General features: G+C 71.8%; 8 protein-coding genes and 1 pseudogene. 5 read left to right on the forward strand and 4 right to left on the reverse strand.

Annotation, left to right across the window (positions count from 1 at the left end):
• Positions 1–7 precede the first annotated feature (7 nt).
• Both AB0G35_RS13940 and AB0G35_RS13945 read left to right on the forward strand, forming a co-directional pair.
• Entirely contained in the window at positions 8–1,165 is a 1,158-nt protein-coding gene (locus tag AB0G35_RS13940) for an acyl-CoA dehydrogenase family protein (RefSeq protein WP_360948141.1), read from the forward strand.
• 20 nt (positions 1,166–1,185) lie between these two features.
• Positions 1,186–2,049 carry an acyl-CoA thioesterase II gene (locus AB0G35_RS13945; RefSeq protein WP_360948143.1) on the forward strand — a complete coding sequence of 288 codons (864 nt, stop codon included), beginning with the start codon at positions 1,186–1,188 and terminating at the stop codon, positions 2,047–2,049.
• 330 nt (positions 2,050–2,379) lie between these two features.
• Here the strand turns inward: AB0G35_RS13945 and AB0G35_RS13950 are convergent, their stop codons facing one another.
• Positions 2,380–2,601: a hypothetical protein gene (locus tag AB0G35_RS13950; RefSeq protein WP_360948145.1), complete on the reverse strand. Its 222-nt coding sequence runs from the start codon at positions 2,599–2,601 to the stop codon at positions 2,380–2,382.
• Between the two features lie 530 nt (positions 2,602–3,131).
• On the opposite strand from AB0G35_RS13950, the gene AB0G35_RS13955 reads away from it, so the two are divergent.
• Together AB0G35_RS13955 and AB0G35_RS13960 are read left to right on the forward strand one after the other, a co-directional pair.
• Positions 3,132–3,650, forward strand: coding sequence for a hypothetical protein (locus AB0G35_RS13955; RefSeq protein WP_360948147.1), 519 nt, complete (start codon positions 3,132–3,134; stop codon positions 3,648–3,650).
• Between the two features lie 204 nt (positions 3,651–3,854).
• Positions 3,855–4,148 (forward strand): annotated as a pseudogene (locus AB0G35_RS13960) (GNAT family N-acetyltransferase); the annotation flags it as partial.
• 48 nt (positions 4,149–4,196) lie between these two features.
• On the opposite strand, the gene AB0G35_RS13965 reads toward AB0G35_RS13960, so the two are convergent.
• Positions 4,197–4,994 (reverse strand): phosphatase, encoded by a 798-nt coding sequence (locus tag AB0G35_RS13965; RefSeq protein WP_360948148.1) that lies wholly within the window; start codon positions 4,992–4,994, stop codon positions 4,197–4,199.
• Positions 4,995–5,159: 165 nt separating this feature from the next.
• On the opposite strand from AB0G35_RS13965, the gene speB reads away from it, so the two are divergent.
• Positions 5,160–6,143: an agmatinase gene (gene speB / locus AB0G35_RS13970; protein WP_360948149.1), complete on the forward strand. Its 984-nt coding sequence runs from the start codon at positions 5,160–5,162 to the stop codon at positions 6,141–6,143.
• A 54-nt stretch (positions 6,144–6,197) separates the two neighbouring features.
• Here speB and AB0G35_RS13975 read toward each other — a convergent pair whose 3' ends face one another.
• Together AB0G35_RS13975 and AB0G35_RS13980 are read right to left on the reverse strand one after the other, a co-directional pair.
• Positions 6,198–8,387, reverse strand: coding sequence for an SUKH-4 family immunity protein (locus tag AB0G35_RS13975; protein WP_360948150.1), 2,190 nt, complete (start codon positions 8,385–8,387; stop codon positions 6,198–6,200).
• A gap of 54 nt (positions 8,388–8,441) precedes the next feature.
• Positions 8,442–13,178 carry a toxin glutamine deamidase domain-containing protein gene (locus tag AB0G35_RS13980; protein WP_360948152.1) on the reverse strand — a complete coding sequence of 1,579 codons (4,737 nt, stop codon included), beginning with the start codon at positions 13,176–13,178 and terminating at the stop codon, positions 8,442–8,444.
• Positions 13,179–13,222 lie beyond the last annotated feature (44 nt).

Genomic DNA, 13,222 nt, shown 5'->3' on the forward strand with positions numbered 1-13,222 from the left:
CGTAGCAATGCGCCGTACGGTGTTCAACGAGGACCACGAGGCGTTCCGCGAGACCATACGCGCCTTCATCGAGGCCGAGGTGGTACCGGTCCACGACGAGTGGTTCGCGGCCGGCCAGGTCCCCCGCGAGTTCTACTACAAGCTCGCCGACCTGGGCGTCTTCGGTATCCGCGTCCCCGAGGAGTACGGCGGCGCCGGCATCGACTCGCACAAGTTCGAGGCCGTGATGTACGAGGAGACCGCCCGCGCCGGCGTCACCTTCGGCGGCTCCGGCGTGCACGTCCTCCTCGGCCTGCCGTACATCCAGATGCTGGCCACCGACGAGCAGAAGAAGCGCTACCTGCCGAAGTTCGTCACCGGCGAGGAGATGTGGGCGCTGGCGATGACCGAGCCGGGCACCGGCTCCGACCTCGCCGGCATGAAGACCACCGCCAAGCTGTCCGACGACGGCACGCACTACGTCCTCAACGGCTCCAAGACCTTCATCACCGGCGGCGTGCACGCCGACCGCGTCATCGTCTGCGCCCGGACCGCCGCGCCCACCGCCGAGGACCGCCGCCACGGCATCTCCCTCTTCGCCGTCGACACCACGTCCGAGGGCTACTCCATCGGCCGCAAGCTCGACAAGCTCGGCCTGCGCACCTCCGACACCGCCGAGCTGGCCTTCGTCGACGTCAAGGTCCCCGTCGAGGACCTGCTCGGCGAGGAGAACAAGGGCTTCTACTACCTCGGCCAGAACCTGCCCTCCGAGCGCTGGGGCATCGCCTTCGGCGCGTACGCGCAGGCCAAGGCGGCCGTCCGGTTCGCCCAGCAGTACGTCCAGGAGCGCACCGTCTTCGGCAAGACCGTCGCGTCCTTCCAGAACACCAAGTTCGAACTGGCCGCCTGCCAGGCCGAGGTGGACGCCGCCGAGGCCGTCGCCGACCGCGCCCTGGAAGCCCTGGACGCCGGCGAGCTGACCGCCGCCGAGGCCGCCTCCGCCAAGCTCTTCTGCACCGAGGTCGCGCACCGCGTCATCGACCGCTGCCTCCAGCTGCACGGCGGCTACGGCTTCATGAACGAGTACCCCATCGCCCGCCTCTACGCCGACAACCGCGTCAACCGCATCTACGGCGGCACCAGCGAGGTCATGAAGTCCATCATCGCCAAGTCCATGGGCCTGTAAGGCCGTTGGGGCCCACGCACGTGAACGACGCACTCCGGTCCCTGCTCGATCTGCTCGACCTGGAGCGGATCGAGCAGGACATCTTCCGCGGCCAGAGCCGGGCGGCCCTGGTGCCCCGGGTCTTCGGCGGACAGGTCGCCGCCCAGGCACTGGTCGCGGCCGGCCGCACGGTCCCCGAGAACCGGCCGCCGCACTCCCTGCACGCGTACTTCCTGCGGCCCGGCGACCCCGGCGCGCCCATCGTCTACACCGTCGACCGGATCCGCGACGGGCGGTCCTTCACCACCCGCCGGGTCGTCGCCGTCCAGCACGGCCAGCCGATCTTCCACCTCTCCGCCTCCTTCCAGGAGCACGAGGAGGGGCTGGACCACCAGACCGACATGCCGGCCGCGCCCGACCCGGAATCCCTGCCGACGGCCGCCGAGATGCTGCCCCGCCACCTCCCGGCGGAGATCGCCGAACGGCTGGTGGAGGCCCGCGCCGCGGTCGACCTGCGGTACGCCGACACCCCGCCCTGGGGCACCGTCGGCCGGCCGCGCGCCCCGCGCTCCCAGGTCTGGTTCAAGGCCAACGGCAAGGTCGCCGACGAGCCGCTGCTGCACGTCTGCCTGGCCACCTACGTCTCCGACATGACGCTCCTGGACTCCGTCCTGCTCGCCCACGGCCGCGGCGGCTGGGCCGTCGGCGACGTCGTCGGCGCCTCACTGGACCACGCCATGTGGTTCCACCGACCCTTCCGCGCCGACGAATGGCTCCTCTACGACCAGGAATCCCCCTCCTCGTCCGGCGGCCGCGGCCTGGGCCAGGCCCGCATCTGGACCCAGGACGGCCACCTCGCGGTGTCGGTGATCCAGGAGGGGGTTGTGCGGGTGCCGCGGGGGTGAGAGACGCAGCGGGGCTGGGCGGGGGCGGGCGTTGGCCGGCGAGTGACCGCGGTGGCTCTTGATGTGGTGTACGACCCTAGGGGTGCCATCTGCCCCTTAGGGCATGGCACCCTCGCCGGGGTGAGCTGGCCCGTCCTCAGTGGAAGTCCCCCGCCGCAATCCGCTCAACTCGGGTTCGTCGCACCATCAAGGAGGCCGGGGCATTCACCGGCCACTCCTTGATTCCAGGCCTCCGCAGGTAGAAGACGCCCTTGCGGATATCGGTGACGACGGCCAGCCGCCCCGGGGCGTACTCGACCTCATCGCCAACTCCCGGCAATTTCCCCGGATTCACAGGGCGGCCTCCGCTTCCGCGCAGGCGCCGAGCCGGCCGCCGCACGGCCGGCACACGTGCAGGCCATCAGGGCCGGTGATCTTCTCCCGCGCCAGGCTGTAGCCACAGTGGCAGCAAGGGCAGGCATTGCCGGTGATCTCGTCGACCGTCCATGCCTGCGAGTCCGGAACGGCGTTCCACCCATTGGTCGTGCGGCGAGCGTTGGATGCAGTCGGCATCGTGTTCAGTCCTCCAGATCGCTGCTGGCTTGACCAGCTAACGCGGCACCCGGGCAATGGTCTGAGGGGGATCGGGGGACTTCTTTCGCCCGTCCCCTAGGGCGATTTGGCTACTCCTTTAGCTGACGCCGCAGTGAGCGCGGAGTTACCGTGCGTGCATGAACTCCTCGCGGAACAGGACGCTTGAGGCGTGGATGAAGGAGCACGGTTACAGCTCCAATTCGCTGGCGGAGGCGGTGAATTCGGCCGTGGGTGACCTCACCGGAAGATTCGGGGGACTGGATGGCTCATCGATCCGCGACTGGAAAGCGGGACGCGTACGGTGGCCGAAGTCCGCGACCCGCGCCGCGCTGGAGAAGGTCACCGGCCTCCCCGCCACCGCTTTAGGCTTCGTACCGCGGGGCCGGGCCAATGTACGCACGGACTCGCTGACTGGCGCTCCCGGAGCTCTGTAAAGCCAGCGCTTCGTCGGCGAGTGCGGCCGCCTTCTGTTCGATGCCGGGCTGGCCCCCGTGCCTGTGGTCACTCGCGTGACCCGTCGCGATCCGATGTTCGCTTCCTTGGGGCACGCAAGACAGGCCGCTTGCCACGCGCTCACCGGAGACGCCACTGCCGTACGGCGGGCCCTTGGCCGTGCCGAGGATGCGCTCGACCGGGCCGATCCGCAACTCGCCCGGCCGGCGTGGATGGCGGCGGTCTCCAGCGGCGCAGAGCTCGCCTCACTCGCCCTCGCCGCGCACCTGAGCCTCGGCAACTTCGAGCAGGCCGAAGCCCGTGCACACCACAGCTTGACGCTCCTCCAACCCCATATGCAGCGCGACCGCGCGCTCAACACCGTTCGCCTCGCCCACGCCCAGCTCGGGCAGACCGATTTCGGTCCGGCCGTGGCCACGGCGATGTCCGTTCCGGCCGGCCTCGTCGCCCGTCACCCTCGCGTCGCCACCCTGATCAGCGATTTCGGCACCAAACTGCGCATCACCGCGCCGTCCAGCCGGATCACCGACCTGTGGCACGAGTACGCCCACACGTGTCTGGCGAACATTGCATGACCCTGGCCATTGAGGCCGTTTTACTGCACACCCCGGCTGCACTCTCCTCATAGGGGGTGCCGCGCCAGCCATGCTGTGCTGCCGAGAGTGATATGGCGAATGGCTAACGGGAAAGCCCTCTGAAGTCGGTTGGACGACTTCGCGCCGATGCATGGGACGAGCCGTCGGCTACGCCACGCCAACGCCGAGGGTTCCAGGGGGCTTTGGTGGAAATGTGTCACGCCTGCGCCATCGGCCGAATACACCCGCAAGAATGCCGTAGCTCTCAAGGAAGTCGGCGTTCGACTTCCCTGGCGCGGTACGGGCACAGCGCGGCGCATCCATGACGCCCTCCTCGCCGAGCGCAGCGAGCCGTACGTCAGCCTGATGGTCAATCCCCTCGCCGGGGACGGAAAGGTGCACCGCCTCTATGAGAGCTGGGGGTACGAGGACCTCGGCCACAGCCAGCCCTCGGCGGACTCACCGGTCCTGACCGCGATGATCAGGCCCGTGCGCTGAAACAGGGTCGCGTTGTTCCCAAGGGGAGGGCAGGGGCAGGGGACGGCCTCAGACCAGCCCCGCCGCCCCCAGCAAGTAAGCCGTCAGCGGGTCGTAGTAGCGGGGGCTGCGGACGTGGTCGTCGAGGGGGATGGTGACGCGGAGGGTGCCCTCGGACTCGGCGAGGAAGAGGGCCGGGTCGTTGGAGTCGGCGAAGCCGATCGCGTCCAGGCCGCGTTGGGCCGCGCAGCCCGCCCAGCCGTGGTCGGCCACCACCAGGTCCGGCAGCGGGCGGCCGGCCTGTTCCAGGCCGTCGAGGATCGCGGCCATCGGCGCGGGGGAGTGGGTGTGCCACAGCGTCGCCCCGCGCTCCAGTACCGCCACGTCGGCGAACTGGAAGACCATGCCCTCGTCCGCCTGCAGCCCGTCCGGGATGACGACGATCTCGCAGCCGGCGGCCCGTAGCGCCGCGGCGGTCGCGCGGTGCACGTCGAGCAGACCGCCCGGGTGGCCGGTCGCGAACAGGACCCGCTGCTCACCGGCCGCCGCCTTGCGCAGCACCGCCGCCGCACGCTCCAGCGCGTCCACCGTCAGTTCCGGGTCGATGGTGTCCTGGCCCTGCCGGTGGTGCGGGTCGTCGCTCACCCCGCAGCGCTCCGCCATCACGGCCAGTACGTCCTGCTCGTCCGCCCACCGGTCGCCGAATTCCAGGCCGAACCAGAAGTAGCGGTCACCGTTGGCGAGCTTGCGGTAGTGGGAGAGGTTGTTCTCCCGGGGGGTGGCGACCTCACCGGCGATCCGGGTGCGGACGAGATGGTCGACGAGTTCGGCGCGGGACGGAACGGCGGCTGCGGAGGCTATCGGCATAGCGCCATTGTGCCCGGACGTATGTTTTGGGGCGGGGGAGTTCCGTACCCCGGACGGGAGCGATCACCAGCCGGGGCCGGGTTGGACCAAATGTCGAATCGGAGTGGTCCCGGCTCGCGGAAATGTCCATGGGCGGGGCGCCCGGGGTGTCCCTACCCTCGCCTCATGACCACCGCAGCCAGCGCTTCCCACGAGCCCGTCGGACCCGTCGACTCCTCCCGCGTCCCCCGTTACGCCGGGCCGGCCACCTTCGCCCGCCTGCCCCGCCTGGACGAGGTCGGCACGGCGGACGTCGCCGTCGTCGGTGTCCCCTTCGACACCGGCGTCTCCTACCGCCCCGGTGCCCGCTTCGGCGGCAACGCGATCCGTGAGGCGTCGCGGCTGCTGCGCCCCTACAACCCGGCGCAGGACGCGTCGCCGTTCGCGCTGGCGCAGGTTGCGGACGCCGGTGACATCGCCGCGAACCCGTTCAACATCAACGAGGCCGTGGAGACGATCGAGGCGGCTGCCGACGATCTTCTGGGGACCGGTGCCCGGATGATGACGCTCGGCGGCGACCACACCATCGCGCTGCCGCTGCTGCGGTCCGTCGCCAAGAAGCACGGGCCGGTCGCGCTGCTGCACTTCGACGCGCACCTCGACACCTGGGACACGTACTTCGGCGCCGAGTACACCCACGGCACGCCGTTCCGCCGCGCCGTGGAGGAGGGCATCCTCGACACCTCGGCGCTGTCCCACGTGGGCACGCGCGGCCCGCTGTACGGCAAGAAGGACCTCACCGACGACGAGAAGATGGGCTTCGGCATCGTCACGTCCTCGGACATCTACCGGCGCGGTGCCGACGAGGTCGCCGACCAGCTGCGGCAGCGCATCGGGGACCGGCCGCTGTACATCTCGATCGACATCGACTGCCTGGACCCGGCGCACGCCCCCGGCACCGGCACCCCCGAGGCCGGCGGCATGACCTCGCGCGAGCTGCTGGAGATCCTGCGCGGCCTCTCCTCCTGCAACCTGGTCTCCGCCGACGTCGTCGAGGTCGCTCCGGCCTACGACCACGCCGAGATCACGGCCGTGGCCGCCTCGCACACCGCGTACGAGCTGACCACGATCATGTCCCGGCAGATCGCCGCCGCACGGCAGGGGCGGTAGGCACCACGCACGGCCGACCGCGGCGACCGCCCCACGGCGGTCGCCGCGCGCCCGTCAGTCGCTCTCCTCGAAGGCATCGGTCCAGGCACCCGACGCCCCGCCGGCCGGGTCGATCTCCGCCAGCTCGCTCTCCAGGGCCTGTCGGATCCGCCGCCGCTCGATCGCGCTCGACGCCATGGTCAGCGCGCACAGCGCGAAGACGTAGAGCTGGAGCATCGCGAGGAAGCGCCCCAGGTCCGCCGCGACGAGAACGACGTCTCCGTTGCCGTCGCCGTCGCCGTTGCCGTCTCCGTCGCGGCCCTGGCCGTCGTGGCACCGGTAGACCCCGCCGGTGGCGCCGTCCAGTACGACCACCGCACCGGACCACCGGCCCAGCCGGAAGAAGCCGCACGGCACGCCGTGCTCCAAGCGGGTCAGGCACGGCAGCTCGTCCGCCGACAGCGCCGGCAGCCCCTCGTCCACCGCCAGCAGCTCCAACTCCGTGCTGGTGAAGACCGGCAGCCCGACCCGGGTCAGCAGGTCCCGCGCGTCCACTGCGGTGACGGCGGCCGGCAACTCCCCTTCGGGCACCCGGCGTACGGCCGCGGAGCCGAAGAGGTCGTGCAGGACCTCCGGGCGCGGGGTGTCCCAGTCCAGCGGCAGGATGCCGTTGGTCTCACCGAATGCGGCGAGCATCGGCTCGCCGTGCACCGCCGCAGGGCCCGCGAACTCCGCCGGGTCGGCCGGATCGATCGCGAACAGCCCGCCCATGCCGCGGACGACGACGCTCCGGCCCACCGGCAACGTCCCGCCGATGAAGGGCGGTTCCACGACGTCATCCACCGTGAGCCGGACCCAGGGCTGCGTCAGCCCGGTGTCCCTGCCGGGCGGCCACAGGTCCTCCGACTGCCCCTCGGAGGGAACCCCCGCACTCCAGGGGCCCGCCAGCACGGCACCGGTGGCGGCGTCCCACACCCGGAACCGCTTGTCCCATGTGCCCTGGCCGGCCACGGCGGTACGGCCGCCGCAGGTCACCTCGCGCACCTCGCCCATCGGGCCCGGCACGATGCCGGCCGCCCGGGTCCCGCCCGGCGGCCGCCAATGCGTCCAACGCACCTTCCACGGCAGCCGGATGCCGGAGTCCTCGATGGCGGAGGCGGTGTCGGCGTCCCCGCGGGCCGTACTCATCAGATGCAACCAGGCGGCCCACTCGCCCTGCGCCAGCGAATCGACCCCGCTGAGCCACAGGTGGGCTGCGTCGCCGGCGGGAGTGTGCGCGTCGATCAGCGCCCGGCCCCTGCAGTTCGCCGCGTCCAGCAACGCCACCTGATCGAGGTGGGCGACCACCTTGCCGTTGAGCTGCACCTCGTCGAAGAGCCCGGCCTGGACGGCGTGCATGGCCAGACCGTGTGCGGCATACCGTCCGGTGTCGCCCGATGCCGCCCATCCTTGAGGGTGCCGGGACGCGGTGCCCCAGGCCACCAGATGGCGCACCAGGTGCTGATGAGCGGCGCGGCTGCGCTCGGGGTCCGCGGCGCGGCGCAGCGTCCGTGCCGTCCGCTCATCGCGGAACGCGACGATGCCGTCGGCCAGTTCGAGGGTCTCGGGTGCCGCGTCCACCAGCGACACCAGAGCGTCCTCGGTCGGCTGCGGCAGCCCGAAGCCCCGGGCCAGCTCGGCCCACACGGCGAGCGGGACCTCGCGGACCTCGGCCAGGGCGAGGGCCGTCACGGCCTCCGGGGTGCCGCCCGGTGCGCCGTGCGGCCGGTCCGGAAGGTCGGGCGCCATGCGCAACGCCAGCCGGTCGCGCAGCCAGTGCTCGCCCGGGTCGGCCTCGACGAGCACCCTGGCGTCGGCCTTCACGGCGAGATCGTCGGCCAGGTCCTGGACCACCCTGCGCGGCTGCGCCGACGTCCGGGTGCGTCCCGCCCGGTGGGCGTTGCACAGGATGATCAGCCGGTCGCCGAATGCGGTTTCCAGCGCCTCGCCCCATTCGGCGCGACGCCAGAGTGAATCGGTGTCCTCACCCGCTTCCGACAGCAGGTGCGCAAGAACGTCCTCGGCGGTCAGGCCGGTGACGTCCACCGTATGGGCGTCGGGCACGTCGTCCTGCACCTGGGCGAGCACGGCGCTACGGCCGGAATCCGGGTGACCGACGATCTCGGCGACGCGGCGGCGGTCGGTGTCGTCCCGGCACCACTCCAGGATCCGGGCGACCGCCTGCTGTGACGTCACGGGCTCGTACTCGTACTGCGGGTGGGTCATCGTTCCTTCTGCCGGGCGGTGGCTGGTGTGGGGTGGAGGGCGGGTGGCGTGCCGTCACACCTGCTTGGCGACGGTGTTCCACAGCTTGCGGACCTTCTGGACGCGCCGGTTGATCTCCCTCTCCCGCTCCTTCTCGGCCTTGGTCTGCGGCACTTCCTTGTTCACCTCCGAATTGATCCGGCGGATCTCTTCCTTCGGCAGGGCGGACACGCCCAGCTTCTGTCGGGCCTCGGCCTGCTTCTCGTTCCGCAGGTCCGTGCGCCGTTGGATCGCATCCTGATCGGCACGGTACGTGGTGCTGTAGAACACGGGCTTTCCGCCGAGTTTCTCACTGAGCAGATGGGAGCAGTTGGACTTGCCGAGCCCGCCCTTCTTGTCCCCGCAGGGCTCGCGCTCGGTGTACAGCCCGGTGATCTCGTACCCCGCTTGCGCGTTGGCTTCCTTCACCCGGTTGATCCAGCCGAGCAGATGGGCCTCCGAGTGCTGGCCGGCGGCCCCCGTCTCATTCGGGAACGAGGTGTCGACCACGTACTCCGTGCCGTGCGGCCCCTGGACCTCGATCACCGCGTAGTTCCGCTTGCTGAAGTCGGGCAGATGCGATTCCACGTTCTTGCCGCTGGGCTTCTTGTTCTTGGCGATGAGGTCCTGGAGGACCTTGTTGCCCGACTCCTTGTGTTCCCGCACGCCCTTGGACTCGCCGTCCATCGACACGGGGTGCTCGGACACCCCGTACTCCTGGTGGAAGGAGTGGCTGAGGCGGGCGAGCGTGGAGACGACCACCATGCGTTCGCCGCGGTTGAGTTCGGAAAACCCCGGTAGCGCCCGTTCCAGACCCTCGTTCGTGAAGGTGGTCGGCTTGTGAGGGGAGGCGTCGGGGTGGGTGTCGTCACCGGCCGCGGTGCGCAGTACGTGTGCCAGCTTGCCGTTGTTCGCCCACTGTTGCAGGTGGGCGTCGACCCTGTCGTGGTCCGAGATCCGGTAGACCGGGTTCGACTCCCGGACGTGCGCCTGGGAGTCGTCCGTCGGCAGGCCACTGCGGTGGGTGTGCTGGGTGTCGGTCTCGCGTTCGAGGCGGGGGTCGTTGTCCAGGTCCGAGGTGTCCGAGCCGTCCGAGCTGTCCGACGTGTGGTGGGCGTCCGGTGGGGAGCCGTCGTGCGGGTCGGCGTCGGGCATGTCGACGTCCGAGGGGGTCTCGGAGTCGTCCAGCTTGGGTTTCTTGTGGTGGACGCCCTCGTCGGCGTTCGTGTCGTCGGGGTCGAGGGGGTGTTTCTTGCCGTCGCCGGTGCCGGCGGGTTCGGCGGCGGGCCGGCGGGGGGTGTCGGTGCGGTGGTCGCTGGTGTGGTGGTCCGGGGTGGGTGTGGGGGTGGTGGGGCGGCGGTTGGCGTCGAGGGGGATGGCGTGGACGCCGTTGGTGCCGTCGTGGAGGGGTTTGTCGCTGCGCCGGCCGGTCTGGGCGTCGACGTAGGTGATCTTGCCGTTGTGGTTGACGACGTTCCAGGCGTGGGCGCGGCCGTTGTTGTCCTGGGTGACGATGACGGCCTGGGAGCCGTGGCCGCTGTCGCGGAGGTCGTTTTCGAGGCGGTGGAAGGCGTCGGGGCCGTTTCCGTAGTCGTGGAAGGGGGCGCCGAGGGTGTTTTCGATGCGGTCGCGGCCGTTGGTCTCGCCGCGGTCGGAGGGGGTGCCGTCGGGGTGGGTGTCGGGGGTGCGGTGGGCGGCGGCGGTGGGGTTGCCGGCGTAGGTGTCGGCGGTGGCGAGGGCGGCGTCAACGCAGTTGTTGTTACGGCCGGGGGCGTCGGGGCCGGGGTGGTTGATGGTGTCGACCCAGTGGCCGTCGTGGGGGTCGGGGTGGCGCTGCGGGGCGCCGTTGTCGTCCTTGGGGATGGCGTTCTCGACGTGCTGCTGGTGTTCGTCGGTGGGGCCGTCCAGCCCGCCGGGGCGTTCGCGGTTACGGGTGTCGGAGGCGGCGGGGGGATCGTCGTGGTGGTCGGCGGCGGGGGGTTCGTCGTGGGGGCGGTCGTGGTCGGGCTGGTCGGTGGGGGTGTTGCTGGGGGTGGTGGGGTGTTCGGTGCGCGGCTCGGTGCGGTGGTTCGGGTCCTGTTGGCCGTTCGGGGGAGGGTCGGTACGGGTCGGCTGGGGCTCGGGGCGCCTGGGGTCCGGGCGGGTCGGGTCCGGGCGCGTGGTGTCGGGCCGGGTGGTGCCGGGCCGGGTGGTGTCCGGGCGGGTCGAGTCGGGGCGCGGCTGGGCCGGGACCGGGCGCTGCTGACGCGGGTCGGGGCGCCCGCCGCCGGGCGTACGAGGGTCGTCCGGGCGGCGCGGCCCGTCGAGGCGGGGGTCGTGGGCGGGGCGGTCCGGACGGCGCTGCTGGGTGATGTCGTGGACCGGCCGGGTGCCGTCGGGGCGGCGGTTGGGCGGGGTGGAGCCGGGGTTCCCCGCGGACGGGTTGGAGCCGCGCGGGGGTGTGGTGTTCGGGTTCGGGTTGGAGGTCCCGCTCGGTGTGGTGGTGTGCGGTGCCGCGTTCGGTGCCGTCGGCCCGGTCTGCGGGGGCATGGTGGTCGGCATGCCGCCCACTGGCCCCGGCCCCGGCGATTGCGGGCCGCCCTGCGGTGACTGCTGGGGCGGGGTGGCCGAGTGACCGCCGGGATCGGCCGCCGGGGTGCGCGGTGGGGCGGTCAGGGTGTCGGCGGACTGGGTGGTGACGGTGGTGTCGTCGTCGCGGACGTGCGGCATCGGGTCGCCGGGGGCCGGGTCGCGGTGACCGGCGGGCGACGGTCCGGCGGACGGTGCGTGCGGAACCGCCCCGCCCTGCGAGGGCACGTTGACGTGCGGTGCGGTCGGACGGCCGCCGCCCGCACCGGAGTTGGTGTCGTTCCCGTCGTGCGGGGGTGTGCTGCCGCCGTCGCCGGAGTGGGGGGTGGGCGTGGCATCGGGGGTGGGGGAGGGAGTGGAAGCGGAGGTGGGGGAGGGAGTGGAAGCGGAGGTGGGGGCGTCGTGGGAGGCGGCGGCGTCGTGGGAGGTAGGGGCGTCGTGGGAAGCGGCGGCCGGGTGGTCCGGGGACGCATGGTCGGGGCTTGGGGCCGGGGCCGGGGCCGGGGCCGGGGACGGGGACTGGGTCGGGCTGGGCGACGGGCCGGAGTCGGCGGCCGGTGTGGAGTGCGGCGACGGTCCGGAGTCGGGCGTGGGGTGGGTTCCTGTGGAACCGGAGTCGGGGGTGTGGCCAGGGCCGGGGGCCGAGGCGGCGTCCGGGGTGTGCGCGGGGCCCGGTGCGGGGCTGCTGTCCGGTGTCGGGGTGGGAGCCGGGGAACCCCCGTACGGGTTGTGGTTGTTGCCGCCCGTGTAGCCCTCGTCGAAGACGGTGCGCTGGTCCGGGGGCGGCAGGGGCTGGGCCCGGGGGGTCGGGTGGTCGCCGTCCGGGCGGCCGGAGCTGTCGGGTGTCGTGGACGGGTCGCTTCCGGACCCGGACCCGGACCCGGACCCGGACCCGGACCCGGGCCCGGACCCGGAATCCGGCTCGGGCCCGGACCCGGAGTCCGACCCCGAGCCGGAGTCCGACCCCGAGCCGGAGTCCGGCCCCGAGCCGGAGTCCGGCCCGCGACTCGTGTCGCTGTGCGTGGGGCCCGAATTGCCGCCTCCACCGGCCGAGTTGGCGCCGCCGGAACGGGAGCTGCCGGAATCGGAGCTGCCCCCTGCCCCTGTGCCCGCCCCTGTACCCGTACCCGCGCCCGTACCGGAACCCGTACCGCCCGCGGACCCGGAATCCGACCCGGACCCGGAATCCGACCCGGACCCGGAATCCGACCCGGACCCGGAATCCGACCCGGACCCGGAATCCGACCCGGACCCGGACCCGGACCCAGACCCAGACCCGGACCCAGACCCAGACCCAGACCCGGACCCAGCCCCAGAACCTGACCCGTGCCCGGAGCCCGCCGACTCGTTCGACGACCCCGACCCGCTGCCGCTGTTCCCGCTGCTGCCGCTGTTCCCGTCGTTCCCGCCGTCTCCGCTGCCGTGTTCGCCGCCACCGCCGTCATGGTCACCGCCGCGCCCGGCGGCGTGGTCCAGGCCGCCGCGGGCGTGGTGGCCCGCGCGGGCGCCGGCTCCGTCGCGCAGCGACTCCGCGAAGGTCTGGCCGGAGTTCTTGGCCGCCTCGATGCCCGCGTCCGCGCCCGTCTTGAGGCTGCGGCCGACGTCGAAGCCCTGCTGGGCCCCGAAGTTCATGTTCATGCCCTGGGCGATCGCGTCGGAGATCATGGCCTCCAGCGCGGAGACGGCGGGCTCCTTGACCGTCTCCACGATCGCCTCGACCAGTGCCTCCCGCGCTTCCTTGAGAATGCGCCGGACGATCAACCTGGTCGCTTGTGTGGCGCCCGCCGCGCCGATCTCCGACAGGCCCAGCGTGAAGGGGGCCGCCGCTTGGGCCGCGATGATTTCCGTCGCCAGGATCACCAATTGGGCGATCACCGCGACTTTCATCCCGATGATCACCACCGCCCCCGCGTCCATCGCGAAGGCGATCAGCTCGGCTGCGGTGCGCGCGTCGTCGAGGTAGCCCGAGCCGTTGCCGGAGTACTTCTCCCAGGTCTTGCTGAAGCCCTCGATGCTGTCGCCGGAGTTCGCCGAGAGGACGTTGCCGGCGGCGGTGACGCCCTCGGACTGTAACTGTTCGACGGCGTTGGCGAACTCCCGCCAGGCGCTGGCGGACTCGTTCATCTTGTCCTCGTCGCCCGTCGGCCAGTCGTAGCCGAGCATCTCCAGGACCCACTCCAGCCAGTCCGGCAGCATGAGCGACATGGCGGCAATCCCCCGTACGTGGAAGCGGTGAAGCGGTGGCGGCG

Origin of the sequence: Streptomyces sp. NPDC021749 (genome assembly GCF_040640655.1) — a bacterium.
Classification (GTDB): Bacteria; Actinomycetota; Actinomycetes; order Streptomycetales; family Streptomycetaceae; genus Streptomyces.